Origin of the sequence: Halobellus litoreus (assembly GCF_024464595.1) — an archaeon.
Lineage (GTDB): Archaea > Halobacteriota > Halobacteria > Halobacteriales > Haloferacaceae > Haloquadratum > Haloquadratum litoreum.
This window is the reverse complement of sequence record NZ_JANHAW010000007.1, coordinates 1-19,344: the sequence shown is the minus strand read 5'-3', so window position 1 is coordinate 19,344 and position 19,344 is coordinate 1. Positions and strand designations below refer to the sequence as shown.

General features: G+C 54.0%; 15 protein-coding genes and 2 pseudogenes. 11 read left to right on the top strand and 6 right to left on the bottom strand.

The annotated features are described in order from the left end of the window. Window positions 1-599 precede the first annotated feature (599 nt). On the top strand, window positions 600-896 hold the full coding sequence (locus tag NO360_RS18740; RefSeq protein ID WP_256309345.1) for a hypothetical protein: 297 nt from the start codon (window positions 600-602) through the stop codon (window positions 894-896). Window positions 897-1,028: 132 nt separating this feature from the next. Then, window positions 1,029-2,039 (top strand): annotated as a pseudogene (locus NO360_RS18735) (DUF7961 domain-containing protein). Between the two features lie 200 nt (window positions 2,040-2,239). Here the strand turns inward: NO360_RS18735 and NO360_RS18730 are convergent. The 4 genes from NO360_RS18730 to NO360_RS18715 all read right to left on the bottom strand — a co-directional run bounded on the left by NO360_RS18730 (window position 2,240) and on the right by NO360_RS18715 (window position 7,679). Beyond that, complete coding sequence (locus NO360_RS18730) at window positions 2,240-3,493, bottom strand: Cdc6/Cdc18 family protein (protein WP_256309344.1); 1,254 nt, start codon at window positions 3,491-3,493, stop codon at window positions 2,240-2,242. 704 nt (window positions 3,494-4,197) lie between these two features. After that, entirely contained in the window at window positions 4,198-5,235 is a 1,038-nt protein-coding gene (locus NO360_RS18725; RefSeq protein WP_256309342.1) for a hypothetical protein, read from the bottom strand. 503 nt (window positions 5,236-5,738) lie between these two features. Continuing rightward, the gene (locus NO360_RS18720) at window positions 5,739-6,470 is read right to left on the bottom strand and encodes a hypothetical protein (RefSeq protein ID WP_256309341.1); all 732 of its coding nucleotides are present in this window, start codon (window positions 6,468-6,470) and stop codon (window positions 5,739-5,741) included. Between the two features lie 345 nt (window positions 6,471-6,815). Then, complete coding sequence (locus NO360_RS18715; protein WP_256309340.1) at window positions 6,816-7,679, bottom strand: MBL fold metallo-hydrolase; 864 nt, start codon at window positions 7,677-7,679, stop codon at window positions 6,816-6,818. Between the two features lie 319 nt (window positions 7,680-7,998). Between NO360_RS18715 and NO360_RS18710 the strand changes: the two genes are divergently transcribed. From NO360_RS18710 to NO360_RS18680, 7 genes and pseudogenes are all read left to right on the top strand, one after another. Further along, entirely contained in the window at window positions 7,999-8,418 is a 420-nt protein-coding gene (locus NO360_RS18710) for a nuclear transport factor 2 family protein (protein ID WP_256309339.1), read from the top strand. A gap of 225 nt (window positions 8,419-8,643) precedes the next feature. Then, window positions 8,644-10,044, top strand: coding sequence for an FAD-binding oxidoreductase (locus tag NO360_RS18705; RefSeq protein ID WP_256309338.1), 1,401 nt, complete (start codon window positions 8,644-8,646; stop codon window positions 10,042-10,044). 78 nt (window positions 10,045-10,122) lie between these two features. Continuing rightward, complete coding sequence (locus tag NO360_RS18700) at window positions 10,123-10,530, top strand: nuclear transport factor 2 family protein (protein WP_256309337.1); 408 nt, start codon at window positions 10,123-10,125, stop codon at window positions 10,528-10,530. 314 nt (window positions 10,531-10,844) lie between these two features. After that, window positions 10,845-11,387 carry a hypothetical protein gene (locus NO360_RS18695; RefSeq protein ID WP_256309336.1) on the top strand — a complete coding sequence of 181 codons (543 nt, stop codon included), beginning with the start codon at window positions 10,845-10,847 and terminating at the stop codon, window positions 11,385-11,387. A gap of 27 nt (window positions 11,388-11,414) precedes the next feature. Beyond that, a pseudogene (locus tag NO360_RS18690) lies at window positions 11,415-11,798 on the top strand (DUF4268 domain-containing protein); the annotation flags it as partial. A gap of 818 nt (window positions 11,799-12,616) precedes the next feature. Further along, entirely contained in the window at window positions 12,617-12,874 is a 258-nt protein-coding gene (locus NO360_RS18685; protein WP_256309335.1) for a hypothetical protein, read from the top strand. A 2-nt stretch (window positions 12,875-12,876) separates the two neighbouring features. Then, window positions 12,877-13,992: a tyrosine-type recombinase/integrase gene (locus NO360_RS18680; protein ID WP_256309334.1), complete on the top strand. Its 1,116-nt coding sequence runs from the start codon at window positions 12,877-12,879 to the stop codon at window positions 13,990-13,992. Between the two features lie 202 nt (window positions 13,993-14,194). Here the strand turns inward: NO360_RS18680 and NO360_RS18675 are convergent, their stop codons facing one another. Further along, window positions 14,195-14,584: an ArsR/SmtB family transcription factor gene (locus tag NO360_RS18675; protein ID WP_256309333.1), complete on the bottom strand. Its 390-nt coding sequence runs from the start codon at window positions 14,582-14,584 to the stop codon at window positions 14,195-14,197. Between the two features lie 139 nt (window positions 14,585-14,723). Between NO360_RS18675 and NO360_RS18670 the strand changes: the two genes are divergently transcribed. Further along, entirely contained in the window at window positions 14,724-15,497 is a 774-nt protein-coding gene (locus tag NO360_RS18670) for a DUF7509 family protein (protein ID WP_256309332.1), read from the top strand. Window positions 15,498-15,758: 261 nt separating this feature from the next. Further along, a complete protein-coding gene (locus NO360_RS18665; protein WP_256309331.1) occupies window positions 15,759-18,458 on the top strand; it encodes a metallopeptidase domain-containing protein in 2,700 nt (899 codons plus the stop codon). 366 nt (window positions 18,459-18,824) lie between these two features. Here the strand turns inward: NO360_RS18665 and NO360_RS18660 are convergent. After that, window positions 18,825-19,344, bottom strand: a 520-nt coding sequence (locus NO360_RS18660) for a hypothetical protein (RefSeq protein ID WP_256309330.1), incomplete at its 5' end; no start/stop codon positions are given.

Genomic DNA, 19,344 nt, shown 5'->3' with positions numbered 1-19,344 from the left:
GTTGTTGTTCACGGTCAACATACCCGCTGAACTGCACTTCGTGGTGGGGATCATCGAGTACACAACGATGGTGGGTTTCACGATCGCAGTGTTGTATTTGACAAGTTCCAATCTGATCTCCGCTGTCAAGCGACAAGCGGCGGACATACCCCCATCCGACGACTAAAATAACAAGAGTCGATACATCCGCCCGGTCGTAGGCCCGCTCAATCACCAATATGCACGTTCATCCTTCGGCTGATTCATCAAATCAGGGATGAAATTAAATCCTTGTGAGTAGTTCAATAATATCTCTGCGTAAGCCTACTATCGACAGATTCTGGCGGTCGAATCGGGCGTTAGAAGTTCCAGTGACCGTTTCACAGGCTGGTCCGAGAACTCTGCGGTAACCGAACAGTGGATGGGTGTTAATGGTATTTGCGGGACATAGGAAAGTAGAGATCACGAAACAAGGCATATTGGCCCTCCGGAAATTCCGGTTATTAGTAACTCGACTTTCAGGGAGTTGGCAATCCCGGGACTGCTGGTAGAAGCAATCAGAATACCCAACGTATTAGCGGTCCACGGATATATACCTGAATCGGGTCAATCAAGTAACAATGGAACGAAATGTGGAGCTACGCCTCAAAGGCCACCTGTACGAGATCGCGTCAGTAAATGACGAGGTGCTCGGCTCTCGTCAGGGATTCCCAGCATCGGAGACCGGCTATCGAAAAACGCTCGGCAGCGTCGTCGATATCGCGGGTCCAGACCTGATGGACGAGGTAGCGGCCTCAATCAAGGAACACATTCGAACCTACGAGGAGAGGCCCGCGAACCAAGTGGTCCGGAAGGATGCTCGGAGTCTCGTCTCGAAAGCAGGGTATCCGCCCGACGAGTACCTCAACGCAGCGTAGGTTTGGGGGACCTTTGAGCTTGGTTACTGGTGTTACAGTTGAAGATGTCGATTAGAACGGGTGCCTGACTTGTTCTTTTTCGATAGATCTCGATAGGAAGGATATTTCTACGCACTATCTGATCTCCAAGTGATGTATCGTTTCACCCCGGACGAGATCGACCACGAACGTGCCCACCACCAGGCGATCATTCAGGGAGCCGACAACCCCGATGTCAAGCGGATCGGCAACCTCGGTGAGCTCGCATTCGAGCAGTTCTGCCGTGAGTATCTTCCCGTCGAGATGTGGGAGTGGAAGAACGAAGAGGCGATCCGGCGGTGTAATCCCGAGAGCTTCTCCGGGCACGACTTCGAAGTGTTCGGGTACACCGTCGACGTGAAGTCCTCACGGGACGTCTCTGCTTTTCTCCCTGAGTCCTTGGTCGAGCGGGACCCCGACGACGACATCGTGGTGATGGTCTGGCACCGCGACAACTAGGATAGTCTGATGTTGCTCGGCTGGGAGCGGCTCGAAACGCTGAAATCGAAGGTCAAAACGGAAGCAGAATTCTCCGGCGACTCCCCAGAGAAACTCGACCACCTCGCTGCCCGACCAATGAACGAACTGATCGATCTCGGTCCCAATACCGCTCATATGAATCAAAAGCCGGAGAATCCATTCTCGACCGGTGACCGGGTGGTGAAGGCCGGCGACACGAAGCCGTCGGTGGGGATCGTCATCGAGGTGCTACCGCCGGAGCAGAACACCGGTGCGTTCGGACACGAAATGGATGGAGAAGCGGTGCGGGTCGCGTTTCCGAGTTCGCTCGATGAAGGACCGGGTGCGTGGCGCGACTACCATCCTGCAATTCTCGCGTCGTACTGCGACGACCAGGAGATCAAGCTCTGGACGTACAAACACGAGAACCTCGCTTTCGCCGATAATCCGTACGTGCCTGGAGACCAGGTGATCAAGACCAGTCACAGCGATCCGGATACAGCCGTCGTGGTAGAGAGTCCGGACGGGAGCGAAGACGTTGCGGTCGCGTTTTTCACTGACTACGAGGAGATCGACGTGCTCCCGATAGGGCTAGTCGACTACTGTGAGGACAATGGTATCAAGCGCTACACGTACGAGCACTCGGAAATCGAGTTCGTTGTGTGAGAGGACGGAGACTTCTGAAGTCGAAGACGGATCAGTCGTTGTTTTTGGCTACCGTGGCACCCTTTCTATAAGTTTCTGAAATGCCGCAGACTACAAATCGATGACTTCCGTATCGATATTTTCAACGACCTCACTGTATCTTATCTCTTGTCAAACTCTTTTCCTGAATGATTCTCTTCCGGACTATTCAGAGGATTATCTCACGTCTGGTCCCGGAGGACAGTTGCTACATCCCCGAGACGCTCGGATTCCTTCGGGAGGTTTTCGAGTGCCGTGTCCAGATCGACTGCGAGCGAGTACTGATTTTCGTCTCCGCGGCCCCTTCCCTGCCGCTTGTTGAGCACGTTCGTATCAGCGAGGTCATTGAGTCGATCGCGGAATCGGCGGTTTGACAGGACGTTCACGTCCACATACTCACAGAAAGTCTTGTACTGGGTGTAGATTGGCGTCGTCGTAGCCGGAGTATCGTCGTATATTTGGTGGTAAGTGACCGCCATCAGCGCGAGCATTCGCTGGTTGGGGAGTGTCTGGATCCCCGATTCGATGGCCTTCGTTTCGAGGAAGTCCCGTGCTTCGCGTACGTGCCCTTCAGTGACCGTTATTTCCCCTCTATCGTCGGCGAATCGGGTCGCACGGAATAGCAGTCGGATCGCCTCACGGGCGTCTCCCGTGTCCTGTGCGCCCAACGCTGCGGCAAGCGGGATTGTATCCTCATTCAGGACGTCGCTTCTGAGGTGCTGGTGGTCCTCGATGTCGTCCTCGAAATACGTGTCACGGAGGGCACCGACGGCACGTCGTGCGAGGATGTCACGGAGCTGATTAGCGTCGTACGGTTCGAAGCGGACCTCGTCCTCGCCGAGGCTCGACCGGACGTCGGCGTCGAGGTTCTCTCTGAACTGTAGGTCGTTCGTGATTCCAATTAGCGAAAGACGGACACCGTCCGGATTTGACCGCGGGAGTTCGTAGAGAATGTAGTCGTCGTCGCCGATGGCGTCGATTTCGTCGAGGACGACGATAACCGTCCCGCCGACCTCCTCCAGATTCTCTATCACCATATTGAGCAGGGTCTTCCGCTGGTGACCGCTTGGGAGTTCTTCACCGGGTCCAAACCGCTTCTCCCGGAGTCGCTTGACGAGATGTGTCAAGACGTGATAGGAGCCGTCCATACCCTTGCAGCGAATGTGAACGACGGTGAGATCCATACCAGATTCTTCGGCGTACTCCTGAAGCTGATCGGTCTTGAGACGAATCCCGACAGTTTTCCCCTGACCGGATTGACCGTATACGATCAGGTTGAGCGGCGTCGATCCCATTGTCGCCGGACGGAGAGCGGAGTGGATCTGGTCGAGTTCGACCTCGCGCTCCGGCAGCGACTCGGGCTGGTACGTCTGCTCGTTAGGGTTGAGGACGTCCATATCCTCGAAGATCGTTTCCTCGTCGCCGAACGCCTTCATAAGCTCCCGTTTTCACGTTTCATATATAAAACCCCCGCGTCTTACAAGTCTTCCTGTCTGGAAGACGGGGTATTGTCTGGAATAGTGTCGTCTCTTGGGCCACACCGAATTTTGGCTGGAAGCAGGGGCGGAGGGGGGTGCGTCCAGCAACCCATCGAGATATCGGACTGTGAATTGAGTTCCGTAAGAACGAGACACATAACCAGAACCGTCTCCACAGGTGGAACAGCGATCGTATTCAAGAGCCACGTTCGGGAACTACTGGTAGATCGAGCAGTACAGGGATTTGATGCACTACACAGATCCCTAATTGGATGTTAGAATATACACTAGGAAACTGTATTGCTCAGAGAGAGCGGAGAGACTACCAGAATGTACCGTGAGGTTTCGTGGGCTGTTCCAGCTGACCCATATATCCTAGAAGAGTTGTCTGCATACGAGGGATGGCAGACCGTCAAGAATATTTCAATTAATACGGACTTCAGCCGTCAGTGGATTAGTCAGCGCTGTCCAGTGTATGTTGAACACGGATTGGCTGAGCGCCACGAGACGGAACCCGCGTACCGAATTACTGAACGGGGAAAGAAAGTCGTTGCTGGCGAGATCGAGTTGGACTCTCTTAATTAATTTCCACGGCGTCGCAGAACGGTTAACAAATCCGTGTTTTGACTCTCCGATTCGATCAAGATAGCTAAACAGGAGGCTTAGTTTTTCATTGAATCAAGAGCACGTAAAAGACGATCCTCAGATTCCTGTACGGGATCAGTATGCTTTGAACCGAACGCACGCCAACTCCTATTCCCAGGGAACGTAAGTGGAATCACAGTCGCTTCGATTCCTTCGGGACCCGTGTAGGCATATGGATGCGCGTGGACAGATGTAATGCCCTCGCTTGCGTCTGGGGAATTAAGAAGTGGCTCAATTGATGCATCTTTTCTCCGGAAAAATCGCTCCTTCGGCAAGTTACCGAACGAAAGGATTAGATCTGGGTCAATCTCGGCTAATTCACGCCCTAAGACAGTATTCGGGATAATATTCTGTGTTTTGGATTGATCGAGATATCCTCTTGGTAAGCATCCGTCTACAACCTCACGCGGAGACTTTTCGGCGCTAGTACGACTCATCAGTTTATCTAATCCTGATTTCAAGTCTCCTTCACCAGGCGTCGCATATTTGAACCAGTTAGTGTAGTAAATTTGGTTCGACAAGGTAGCATCCTCTCGGGGAGAGAGTCCCGTAATATCCTCCTTTTCGATATCGATCCAGCCTTCCTCAGCGAGAGTTACCAGAATTGACAGCACATAGCCGTCGCGTCCACTATTTGAAGACTTGTTCGGGAGGAGCCAATTCAACCCAGCTCCGGCGGCATCAACTAAATCACTCTCGGGTTCATCAATTGGATTCAATCCAAAACGAAAGTTCGAATCAAAGTTGTCCGTCTGGAAGGGGGTCTCGGTCGGCAACCCAGTAGCAATGTCGAACGAGAGATGTGGATTAATACCGACGATTGCAATTTCCTGATTGTTCGCAATTGTTGGCCGTTCAAACCCGTGAACTCCCATTTGTTCGAGAGCAGTTAGCGTCATTGCTTCACGCGCCTCTTCACGGATACTCTCTGCCGATTTATCGGTTCCCCCAAACAACTCCAGATACTCTGTTGCGCCTCTGACATCTGCTTGGGCAAACCAGTCAAGGTACGTCCAACGCCAAGCTAACCATCCGCTCGGTGGTTTGACTGTCACATATGGTAATCTAAACGAGTTGAATAGTACCTTACTGTTCGTTACTCTCTGCTCCTCTGTATTAAACGCTGAATGACTGAAAGAAGCGGACAATAAGTACGCCTGTTCTGACGGCTGATTCACTGACGAGATCGTCAAAACAACACTCCGTGAGCTCGCCTAGAGTCTACTAGTAGTTTCTGAGTTTGGAACGCCATTCCGCAGAGAGTGCCTCTCAAGCTGTGGGGTGAGCACACCGAAGAACTACTAGCAGCGGTTGGAGTTCGTTGAGTGATGGATTCGCCGAGATTCTGTTCCACTGATTCAAGGATTCGTTCAATCCTTGTTCTGTCCGGTGGTTTGGATCATAAATAAATGAAAATCCACGCCACGAGCACTATTGAACGTATCAAAACCTGATACGGTTGGCGTACAGGATACAGAAGGTTGATTCGTTATACCACACTGGTTTCGTTCAGCTCGGAGCGAGTTCGGTCGTACTCGGATTGATCGAGAATTTCGAATTACGCTTCGCCGATCGCAAGCATTGGTCGGGCTGGAAATGCGACGTTCCCCATAGTTGGATTCGTCTTGCTTGTGGTCGGCTTGCCCAAGTCGTCCCCATCAAGTGTTGCGACAGCGGATTCGATGGGATACATCTGACGAGGCATCAAAATTGCACGCTGGCCATTCGGGGCAGTACCGATCAACGTTACATCGCCGATCCCAAACACGGTATCTGCCACCCGAGCAAACAGCGACGCCACTCCCGGAACACGCCAGAGTGAGGACGGGAAACGAGCGCCGATAGCATTTAGAATCGTTGCAGTCAGAGGCGCGTCCATCCGCACCGTCAAGAGAAGTTCGGGGTCGTCCATCCGGACCTGAAGCTCGATCGGATCGAGCCACGTGAGCGTGATGTCTGCTGACTGGACGTGAACCGTTGCGTCTCCGAAGTACCGGGGGCAGGCAGTATCGTGACGGGGGCCGTCCACGTAGATCGACCAGCGCCCGTCCGGCGTGCGATGCCAAACCGTCATATACGGTGCAAAATCGTTCTCGGGAAACACGCGAAGCGCGAGCACGTGGCCAGAATCAAACGGAAGCGCGTAGATGCCGAAGCCGCGAACGTGTTCGTATCCATGTATCGGAGAGGGTTGGACGGAGGGACGAATCTGCTGGACCTTCGCGGCAATCCCACTCTCGAATTCTCCGGTCGTCTCTTGACGTTCGGTAACGCTCTCCCCTGAGTACATGTGACCAATACGCTCTTGGAGGACATAAGGGCGAGTGACATACTAGGTCAGTAGTTAGCTGAGCAGCTTTCCCCGGGAGATTCGCACCCTGTATGCATCAGCGACGTACAGATCTACTCAGGAGTTGTCAGGAAGACTCTGCTGGAGACAGAGAGTGGATGCAGCATAACATCCACGTTCGATTCAAGTAGACTTGACTGAAACGGCTGTCACGTAGGCCTGCACATCTCTCAGGGGGTCTCAAGATAGGGACTCCAATCTCTGGTACCGTTTAACACACCCGTGATCGAACTCGATTGAGGTCGAAATCCGGCCGGGCGAACGTCGGGACGCTGACTGGCGGACCTATTGCTCGACTCTCGCCTGTTCGGTCTTCGGTTCCGACAAAACATCGGACCCTTCGTCTCTCACGGAAGAACGAGAGGATACGCTTGGATTGCTCTCTACGGGAGGATACAGTTCCCCGAGGTCTCCCTCCCATGGTTGAACATGTCCGGGGAGCAGGGTGACGTGGCCGAGCGTGCCCAATTTTCGGGCGGAGTCCATTTGTTGCTCTTTATTATAGTTCATCAGGTTCCCTCCTCGCACGGGCTCAGGATCCACGGCCTTCCCACTCATTATGTCCATCGTTAGCAACGCGTCGCTACCGAAAAGAATTCGAGACTCCTCCATCCAGAATGAGCAGTGCTCTTTCCGATGGCCAGGTGTGTGAATCACCTTCGGCCTGCCGGGGACATCCAATACCTGACCATCCGTGAACGTGTGAGCCTCAGCAATCGGTTCCACGTTCGTAAGTCCAGCCTTCATCAGTGCGCGGATAAATCGCGCAAACGCGGGTCGCCACAAGAGGAGGAAGGATCCAAGCTGTGGATTGTGTCCGCCTTCCAACGCTGTTTCATATCCCTCTTCGGGGACCCAAACGGGGATTCCCTCCTTCCGAAGCGGTTCAGCCAGTCCCATATGGTCTGGATCTACGTGGGTCAGAATCACCGCCTTGATGTCGGTTATATCGGCCCCAATTCGTTCGAGCCCGGCCTCCAGTAGTTCCATTTGAGTAGGCAATCCTGCATCGACCAATGTCAGCCCATCATCGTCCTCGATGAGGTACATGTTGGTCATGGTCGAACAGAGCTGGTAGACACCATCGGCCACTTCCGTAGCCACTTGCTCTTCCCTGAGATGGGATTCTATGTTCCAGGGAATTCTCATGAGTCGTTCACCTCCCCGTGCCCGTGGATGTCCATGAACTGGTGGACGAGGTCAATACCTGCGAACTGGCTGCAGTATCTGCCATAATCTTTAATTATTATTAGATACGGTCTCTGAGTATATAACCTAGCTGAGGCGTGTTCACACGGTGCCTGAAATTCTGGCGCTGTAGACGCGCGAAGATTACCATGGTGAGTTATCTTCGGAAATTCTGCACGATACGTGCCCTATCACCGTTCGAGGATCTCAACAGACTTACTGAATAGAGGGCCTGAATCGCTTACGAACGGTTATCGCCGCGTCGCTCCTTGGAACAGGTATGGGAACAAGTCCAGGCACTATCGTCAAACGCGTCGTCGAGGCACAGAATGACCATGATCTTGAGGGGATGCTGGAATGGATCGCACCGGACTACCAGACGGAGACACCTCTCCATCCGGAGCGCAACTTTACCGGCCATGACCAGGTACGCGAGACGTGGGAGACCGTCTTCCGAACGACCCCGGATTTTGAGGCGACCCTTCTGAATCTGGTGGAGGACGGGACTACCGTTTGGGCGGAGTTCCGATACTCGGGAACACAGATTGACGGAACACCGTTGGACATGTGGGGCGTCATTATCTTTGAGGTGGAGGACGGACAGCTGGCCCGCGGACGCGTCTACTTGGAGCCATCCGAGGCCGGGGAGGAGACGTGGCAAGACGTCTACGAGGTCGAGGGAGAGGACGGCACGAACTGAGCGCGAGGCAGTGTGTTGGACCCCGGTCAGCGGCCAGCAAGATTCTGTAGTTCCTTTCGTTAGATGTCTGAGCGAGAGGTGGTGCATCCGTGGGATGCAAGCGCATTCAGAGCAGTCGAATCTTGATGTCTCCCACTATTCACAGGGTCGATATCCGTGATAGCATAGCTCACTACGAGGCTAAGTAGTTGGCACCCCTATTTATAACGAATAATAATGTCGGAAATGGCTCAGCCACTGGTCTCGGACGACGATATCACCGCACTCAGAACCGGGTTCAGAGGTGACGTACTCGTCCCGACGGACGAGGGATACGATGAGGCGCGTTCGATCTGGAATGCCATGATCGACAAGCACCCGGCGATCATCACCCAACCGCTCGGGGCGAGTGATGTGATGGCGGCTGTCGCGTTCGCCCGCGATCACGAGTTGGAGGTTGCTATCCACGGCGGCGGCCACAACGTCGCCGGGAACGCCGTCTGTGACGACGGCCTGATGATCGACTGCTCCGCGATGAAGTCCGTCCGCGTCGATCCCGAGCAGCAGACAGCGTGGGTCGAACCTGGCACTCTCCTCCACGATGTGGACGTCGAAGCGCAAGCACACGGGCTCGTTCTCCCGGGCGGGTACGTGTCCTCGACCGGTGTCGCTGGCCTGACCCTCGGTGGGGGGTTCGGCCACCTATCACGCACGTTCGGGCTGACTGTGGACAGCCTCCGGTCGGTCGAGTTAGTGACTGCTGACGGCCGGTTCGTCACAGCTAGCGAGAGCGAGAATCCCAATCTGTTTTGGGCACTCCGCGGCGGCGGCGGCAACTTCGGGGTCGTGACGGCCTTCGAATTCGACCTCCACGAACTCGACCCGACCGTCCTCGCAGGGCCTGTCGTCTACGGCATCACTGACGCTCCACCGGTGATGCGCGAGGTTGCCGAAGCCATTGACCAGGGACCGGACGAGGTCGCCTGCATGATGGCCATCCGCAAAGCTCCGCCCGCCCCGTTCCTCCCCGAGGAGGTGCATGGTGAGCTCGTGCTCATGGTGGTTGTAATGTACGCTGGCGATGTAGAGACAGGTGAGAGCGTGCTCGCGCCGATCCGCGAGATCGGCTCACCGATCGCCGACGCTGTCGGGCCAAAGCCGTACACAATGTTCCAGACCATGTTCGATGGGGCGACGAATGCCGGGGCACGCAACTACTGGAAGGCACACTACCTGCCGGAGATGAGTGACGAGGCGATCGACATCATATGCGAGTCCGCCACCACGATCGACTCCCCGGAGACGACGATCGGTATGATGGCACTCGGGCGTGAGATAACGCGTCGTCCTGCTGACTCGACTCCGTATCAGCATCGGGACGCCGAGTGGGTGGTGAACATCCAGTCACGATGGCGCGACGCGGACGAGGACGACTCCCACATCGCGTGGGCACGTGAACTGTTCGACGCCCTGACGCCGCAGGCGACCGGCGGCGCATACGTCAACTTCATCAGCCAAGATGAAAGCGAACAGCGCGTTCACGATGCATTCGGTGATGAGGTGTACGACCGACTCGCTGCTGTCAAGGCCGAGTGGGACCCGGAGAACGTGTTCCATCTCAACCACAACATACAGCCAGCGGTCTGAAATAACAGGGACGGGAACCGTGATAGCCTGACTCACTGCGGGGCCATATTCCCGGCTATCGCATAGAGGATAATCTACATGCCAAGACAAACGGAGAAGACCAATACCGAGAGAGTACAGGAACTGTACGATTCGTTCGCCGAGGGCGATTTCGAGACCGTCCGAGACATCATGGATCCGGATGTGGAGTTACACGAACCAAAGGGGATTGCCGGCGGCGGGACGCAACACGGATTCGACGAGATCGTTGAGAACGTCTTTTCCAGGATAGGAACTGAATGGGAGGATGTTTCGGTCGTTCCAGAGCGATACGTCGCAGACGGTGATACCGTCGTTGTCCTTCTCACGTGGAGTGGTACGGCTAGCAAGACGGGGAAGTCAGTGGAATACCCGAACGCACACGTCTTCGATTTCGAAGACGGGAAGATCGTTCAGTGGAGATCATACGCTGACACGGCGCTGTTTAATGCCGCACTCGAAGACTAGCCTATCTGTACAACATCTTCCGGCGATAGAATTATCGTACGATTGGTTCGTGAGCTCTCTATGAATCTTCTTCATAGGTATTCAGCAGTGTTCAGAATCGGGTCTTGGAACACCTGAAAGGACGATTCGTTCAACAGTCGAACAGAAGCCTGTAGCGCCCTGCTACATCTACTAGTAGTTTCTGAATGTGGAACGCCTCTGGGCCAGTCTTCCCTAGGGGAAGTGGTTGCGTCCAGCAACGAGTCTCAGCGGAGCGTGCTTGAGGAACCCGTAGTGAACGACGTTTTATCTAAACTCCCCTGGAAAACGTATCTATGGATCGGAACATCTCGCGAATTCGAGAGCATAACCTCCGTTCGGTGTGGGAGAACGAGGAACGGGACTTCACGAGATGGTTGACGGAGAACATCGACTTGCTAGCGTCGGAGTTGGGGATAGAGATTGAGGATGCACGGGCAGAGGAAGCCGTTGGCGACTTCTCGGCTGACATCGTTGCACGGGAGATGAACACGGGTGAGACCGTCGTTATCGAGAACCAATACGATAGGACAGACCACGATCACTTGGGAAAGCTCCTGACGTACTCGTCCGGCAAGAATGCCGGATTCACGATGTGGCTCGCCGAGGAGTTCCGACCGGAGCACCGGAGCGTGCTCAAATGGTTGAACGAAACCGGGCCGAAAGGTGCGAAATTCTTCGCGATCAAACCTCGCGTCGTGAGTATCGAGGGATCCGAAGAACGTGGATTCGAGTTTGAAGTCGTCGTTGAGCCCAACGAATGGGAACGAGAGGTTAGTGACGAATCTCTTTCCGACTCCGAGCAAAGCTATCGGCAGTTCTTCGCCGAGATGGTCTAAGCATACTCCCAGAGACGCCCGAAGTGGTACAAACTCAAACCCGGGCCTCGAAACTATCTGACGTTCAGTGCTGGAATTTCAGGGGTTAGATTTGGCTGGGTGTTCCATCAGGGACCAGAGTTTTCCGTCGAACTCTACATCTCCACGTCGGATAAGGAACGCAACGAAGAGATATTTGAAGCAATAAAACGGGAACGAACGGATATTGAGACGAATTTAGGTGTTGAGTTAGAGTGGGAACGTTTGCCCCAGAAACAGGCCTTCCGAATCAAGCAGCCGAAAGACATCGACGGGTCGATCACCGAACTAACCGCCGACCAGCGAGACCACCTGATTGAGTGGGGGGTTGATGCTATGGATGAATTCCAAGAGGAGTTCGAACCGCGACTTTCTGCGCTCGGATCCAACTGACTGCTGAGCGATTTCATCGGTGTATCGGACTCACTACGTGGGTGCCTTACATCCAATCCGTCTTGTCGGACGCACCCCCCTCCCCCAGTCCGTTTTGAATCACAGACGATATTGTAATTCTGTTGCAATGAGTTCTACATCTCAAGGAGATGCTGGATCGGTGTCGACGTCACGGACCGTCACTTCCAACGGCCCCTCCACGGGCTGATTGTGTTGAAGGCCGTTACTGGTCTCCACAGGTTATGCCAATCTGGATATTGTGTTAGTTCTGCTGATCGTATCGGTCCGTCGAAAACCGAGAGTAGATCCGAGTAGATCATCAGTTGTCTCGAATAACGAGATCCGACTAATACACTGGTAACCGCTTGTTACGTCACATTCACACCAATTATTTCCGGTCACTATGATCCGGCTACCGTTTCAGGATCCCGCTGTTACGCTATTTGACTGGATAGCTGAGCAACTTGGCGCGGCAGTGTCGCGCGAGGACAGACCACGCTACGGATCCGCCGCGTATTGAGGGAACTATCGCAATAGACTGAAGTTCCCTGTGGATCGTGGGAGACCAATATCACTGTGCTGTGTGGCGATTCGACGTAATCGGTCACTCGTAAACGTGAATTGGCGGAGCACTTGACAGACATCCACTGGGGTTGGTAACGGGATTCAGATCTGCCACCAGAATTGGTCGATTGATTTTTATATTAATCAGATTAGGTCCGATCAATAGCTTCAATCTCAAATAATTGGTGGATATCGAACCACCAACCCCAATTTTTGACCAATCTATATGTGTGAACCCGGCCAGGGCTTGTGACGTGAGAACCCCCACAGAATCGGTCGCTGCTCGTATCGATTCAGACACGAAGGACAAGCTCACGCTTGCCGCCGAGGAGTGTGATGTCACGGTATTTGTATACCTTGAGACGATCACCGAAGAGCACATCGACCGGAACCCCCGCGGTCTTCAAGCACTCGAATCGTCTGCCACCTCGGATCTCGACGAGTCAATCCGCACGACACGCGAGGAACCGCCGAATCAGTTCATCGACGGGATATTCAATGGGCTGGAGTAATCGTGTCTAACGACGTTCCAACCGTAGCAGACCCTGACAGTCTGGAGGCGCGCTTGGAGGAGGTGCTTGACCAGACGACCGAATCGCTCGAACCGATTTCCCCGGAACGGGCGTTAGAACTCTACCTCGATGATAAGGCCCGCGACTGCCAACAGGCGACCGTCGACGCCCATCGCTCCCGGATCGGCTTCTTCGTCGACTGGTGTGCAGACCAAGACATCGATAGCCTCGATCAGCTCTCTGCACGCGACCTGCACGAGTTCCGCGTGTGGCGACGGGAGGATCTGAACGTCGTCAGTGAGAAGACGCAGATGGACTCACTTCGGGTATTCATCGAGTGGTGTGAGACTATCGACGCCGTCGAGTCGGGACTGTACCGCAAGGTTGACTCGCCGAACTTGGACAATGGCGAGAACGCACGGGACACAGTCCTCAGCGCGGACCGAGCGCAGGAAGTGCTCGCATACCTCGAACGCTACGAGTACGCCACGACGGAGCACGTCTGTTGGGTCATCCTGACGGAGACGGGGGTACGCCTCGGGGGAGCCCGTGCGCTCGACGTCGAGGACTACCAGACGGATACGGAGACGCCCCACCTCGAAATCCATCACCGGCCGGAGTCAGAGACGCCGATCAAGAACAAGAAACCGGGAGAGCGTCGGGTTGCCATCAGCGAAGCGGCGTGCGAAGTGATCGACGATTATCTCGAACGACGGCGGCCGGACGTCGTGGACGATTATCAGCGAAAACCGCTTCTGGCAACACAGCGGGGTCGCGTAGCGACCTCAACCATTCGGGCCTACGTCTACCGGTGGTCGCGGCCGTGCGCTACCGGACGGGAGTGTCCGCACGACCGTGACCCGGACGACTGCGAGGCAGCAAACAACGAAGCCCGGGCTTCCCGGTGTCCGTCAAGCGTGACGCCTCATCCGATTCGTCGGGGATACATCACGCAGTTGCTTCGGGCCGGCATTCCGGTCGAAGTAGTCAGTGACCGGTGTAACGTCTCGCCGGCTATTATCGACCAGCATTACGACGTTCGATCGAAAGAAGACAAAATGCAGCAGCGCCAAGAGGTGCTTGGCGACCTCAGAGGCCGTGGTTCGTCGTACACCTAAGTACCCAGCTTCTGATTTCAGCGTGGACGTATCTATTAGGGTGTCATAGAACGACTTTCCAGGTTGGGGTTCGTTCAATACAGGCAGGAGAAGCGATCGCAGTCGCGGGAACGATCCAGTGCTCTCAACCCTTCCGCAAGGAGCGTTGGATCCGTTCGTTCTTCGGGGCGGTTGAGGAACATCGTTTCGACGATTATCGCCGCTATTGCGGTTTAGAACCGGTGACGTTCTCGATATCGGATGCAACTTCCTGGCGGCCGATATGCGTGATCCGGTAGAACGTCTGCCGGCTGTCCTCGTCTTCGGGCGCGCCGGTTCGAGCGACGAGACCCGCTTCGATGAGTTTCCCCAAGTGGTGCGTGAGGTCGAACTGCGGATCGTCGATCGCGCTGGCCAGCTCCTTGCGAGCGACTTCCTCCCGGTCCCAAAGGTAATAGAGGATAGCGTATCGCCTCGAATCGCCGAGGGCGGCTTTTCGGGCGACGTGATCCGAGAGCGTGCCCATACTGTTGCCGAACAATTGCTCCTCGACGTACTGTTTCAAGCCGCTCTCGTCGGGGTCTGGTGTCGGGTGAGTGGATTCAGAGGACATCGTTGGTTACTCGTAGAACGCGCTGCAGTATGATTCTACCGATTACAAAGAAATATTTCTTTATTTTATATTGATATTAAGCAGGTGGGAAGAGGCACAACGCCCACTCTTTTGACGAGGTAGATCTATTCGAGAGGTAATGTTCGATGGCGATACGGATTTTCGGTACGACGGTCGCCCAATATCTGATATTCTCGCTGAACAAGCACCAGAGCCCCCTAAGATCGGGCCGCACAACGACTTCACGGTGTACGTGATGGGCCCCTACACGGCGTTTAATGCGGAGAAGGCGTACGACGACGCCGACCAACTCCGAACACCGTTCCAGAAAGATCCGCTCTTCGATCCCGAGGAACACGTCGACGAGAACGGGAACAGCAGTATGGAAGAAGCACTGCGGGACTTTTGTCGCGAACTTCGACACGAACACAACTGTCGAGCGTTCATCGCCACCGATATCGACATCCCGACTCACCAGCAGGCGGAAAACCACAATAAAGAGAGGGACGCAGACGATCCGGAAATCACTGGAATGGACCCACTGGCTCAATCGGTAGCGTTTGCTGCGCACAGCGACGCGGTTATATTCCTCTTCACGCGTGGCGGGCTAACGACTGGGGTCGGTGCGGAAACAGGTGGCATCCTCGGCGAGTTCCACCTTCGACGCGGCAACCCTGCGACCACACACAAACCTGGCCAGCGGATCGCGATCTATCGAGACAAAAACTTCGGGAGTGCGACGATCGATGAACTTCCGAAGGGGTACGACGTCCAGTACGATACCTTCGGATCGAAAAAGAATCTCCATCAGACAGTTCGCCGGTGGTTCGATAACCTCAGCCGGGAAACAAGGGATACCGACCTTCCCGTTTTTATTCCCGGTGAAACGTATTCTTCAGAGATCGATACCTAATAGGGAAATTGAGCTATAGAAATTATCTATTTTTGATGCTTTCTCCCAGTAATCGCTCAATTCAGATGAAGCCGGTACCGAACCGGTTATCGACTTATCCGAAATATGCTAAGAGTCTCCTGCTGAATATAGAGGGTATAGTCAGGAAATTAGAGATAGTGGACGGTCCTTATACAGGCCTTGACTTAGAGTACTCCTCCATTCACTCAAAATATAAATAATGATGATATTTATCTCCTGGTATGTCGAATAGTTGTTTCAATGACAATCGAGGGATCACAGAAATTCACAGTTTTACTCACAAACTTCAAAAAGAAATGGACGGATGGTTGGACGACAACCCAAACATTCAAAATTGGCGGCTATACCTACCTATTCCTCTTGAAAAGTTCTAATGGAAATTCGAAAATATACGATATATCTAAGAAATATGGATATATTTCATTTTTGAATGAGGAATATAATTGGACGAGCGGCTGGACGACGGCCGAGTTCTACGAGGTTGCGGGAACGACTTACCTATTCTTGCTCAAAGAGGCCTCCGGCCGAGTCCACATTCAAGAAATGAATGCTGATGGAACAGTGGGCGATCGGGTTGAAGACCACCACTGGACAGGTGGTTGGACGACCACCGAATTCTACGAGAGTGGGGGGACGACGTACTTGTTCCTGCTCAAAGAGTCCAATGGGCAAGTCCACGTTCAAGAAATGAACGCCGACGGAACGGTTGGCGATCGGGTTGAAGACTACCACTGGACAGGCGGTTGGACGACAGCCGAATTCTACGAGAGTGGGGGTACGACATACTTGTTCCTGCTCAAAGAGTCCACCGGGCAGGTCCACATTCAAGAAATGAACGCCGACGGAACGGTGGGCGGTCGAGTTGAAACCGATGATTGGACAAGCGGTTGGACGACAGCCGAGTTCTACGAGGTTGCGGGAACGACCTACCTATTCTTACTTAAAGAGTCCACCGGGCAGGTCCATATTCAAGAGATGAACGCCAATGGGACCATCGGTCGCCGTGTGGGAACCTACGACTGGACCAGTGGCTGGACAGGCATCAATATCTATCAACCAGGTAACCAGACATATCTCTCACTCCTGAAAGAATCAAATGGCCAAGGTCATCTTCATGAGATTAACAATGATGGTACGGTTGGCAAACGAATTAATCCGGACGAACCATATTCTGTGAGTTATTACGAGGATCTTCTCACAGAGTCCGGAGCAGGCAAGCAGTTGGTCGCTGATTATTGGCGTGATATCTCACGCGGCAAAATCAACCTTGACGGAACGAAGGTATACGGCTGGATAACTATACAAAAATCGTGGGAGGAAACGAAGGGGGGAGACAATGCGAAAAGGTGGGAAAGGATTCAGGAGAGTATCGATGCAGCTGAAGCCGCACCCGGCCCCCCGAACAACCTGCAAGATCATCGAATAATTGCGATTCACAGCGAACCACCGGATTCTGGAGCAAGCGGGAAACACATCCTTGCACATCCAAAGGGAAGTCGTTCCAGCGTGACATTTTTCACACACGAGATGGCGCACGTCTTCGAAGATGATGTTCCTCACTCCGGATCAAATTTTGAGCCAGCATATGATGACCCGTGGGACATTATGAGTGCGCTTAATGTCTATACCTTCGACCGGGGACAGCCTGGTGGACCTAAGGGGCCGGGAATGAACGCTTATGGGGTGTACGACCTTGGGTGGCTCACCTCGCCAAATCTCAAGATGCTCAATTCCTCTCAGGATGAGACGTTAAATATCGAAGGCCCAATCAAGTCGCTTAGTCAACCGAATGAGAGCCAACTCCTCGTTCTTCTCGTTTGGGCCAGTAGAGACGATTATTATTATTTTGTCGAATTGCGAACAAAAGACAGCTGGGATAGGGGGATCCCCTCTGCTACTACGTTAATCCATAAGGTACTAATACGCGATAGCCATCCTTCACGAGTACTTCTCTGGGACGACCGATCTCCGAAAAAGTACCATTTCGATGATTATGCACGGGTCGGTATCACAACTCGCTCTATTGACTCAAATGCCGGTGAGGCGACTATATATGTAGGAATGAAACCAGGTAACGTTCGGATTCACCAACTCCCCGATGCTGGCAGGGTAGGCGGAGAGATCGATCGAAGAAAATGGTCGGAGGGATGGACGACTGCCACTGTCTACCAATCGCAGAATAGATCATTTTTATTCTTGCTCAAAGAGGCCTCCGGTCGAGTCCACGTTCAAGAAATGAATGCTGATGGGACAGTGGGCGATCGGGTTGAAGACCACCACTGGACAGGCGGTTGGACGACAGCCGAATTCTACGAGAGTGGGGGGACGACATACTTGTTCCTGCTCAAAGAGTCCAATGGGCAAGTCCACGTTCAAGAAATGAATGCCGACGGAACGGTTGGCGATCGGGTTGAAACCGATGATTGGACAAGCGGTTGGACGACAGCCGAGTTCTACGAGGTTGCGGGAACGACCTACCTATTCTTACTTAAAGAGTCCACCGGGCAGGTCCACATTCAAGAAATGAACGCCGACGGAACGGTGGGCGATCGGGTTGAAACCGATGATTGGACAAGTGGTTGGACGACAGCCGAGTTCTACGAGGTTGCGGGAACGGCATACTTGTTCCTGCTCAAAGAGTCCACCGGGCAGGTCCATATTCAAGAGATGAACGCCGACGGAACGGTTGGCGATCGGGTTGAAACCGATGACTGGACAAGCGGTTGGACGACAGCCGAGTTCTACGAGGTTGCGGGAACGACCTACCTATTCTTACTCAAAGAGTCCACTGGCGATGTCCATATCCATAAAATGAAATATGATGGCGGCGTTGGAGATCGAACACAAACACGCTGGTGGTCGTCAGGATGGACTACTGTCAGCACCTATGAAATGGGTGGTCTATCGCATCTTCTCCTTCTAAAAACAGAAGGTATCTAATTTGCGCATTGTGACAGTAGTCACAAGGACGGTCACCCACTTGTGAGGCAGTATCCACCCGCCCCAGATAAATCGAGCAGGCTTCTTTTCAGATAAAGAATGGCCAGTACTCGATACGCGCGTTGTATTCAGCAGTCGGTGAGTGGAATGCTCGGTTGCTGTCAGAAGAAGTGCGTTGTATACAGAGGGTATGTGCAGTACAGGGATTCCAGCAAATTCACGGTGGACTCCGACACATCCCATCGTCGCGTTAGGAGTCAAAGACATATCCTCCGCCGATTCACAGCTAGAGTGGACGAGCCCAGAACACGTTGTAACCGTCGCTGCTACTCTTTATGTTGGAGATGCCGGTAGTATCCACTTGAATTATCGAGGCACAGACGCCGCCTCACGCCGACTCGCGCGTAACAGGAGGATGCCGAGGCCGACGAACCAGACAATCTGGGTAATCCCGAAGATGCCGCCGCCCACTTCGCCGAGTGCCGGGATAGCTGAGAGGATGCCTGCCGTCCCGACCACGAGACCAACGTAGTTCAGCGCCCGGTGTAGTGCCCGTGCCCGTAGTGCGACCACGCTCACCAGAAGGGTCCAGATACCGCCGACGATCTCGTTGCCGCCACCAAGCCCGTCGATGACCGGACTGACCGCTAGCCAGACCGTCGTTGCTTGGGTCGGGTCCGTGCCGTACAGATCTACGACGACGCCCGTGGCGATGTTGGCCACCATCCCACTGGCGATGACGAGCCCGGCCCATATCAACCCGAACGCGGTCGTCGCCCCCATCAGCATCGGTGCGTCGGTCTTGAGGCGCGCGTGGAGTGACAAGACGAGCGCTACCAGAACGACGCCGAAGACCACGTAGATGAGTAGGTACATCGCGTACAGA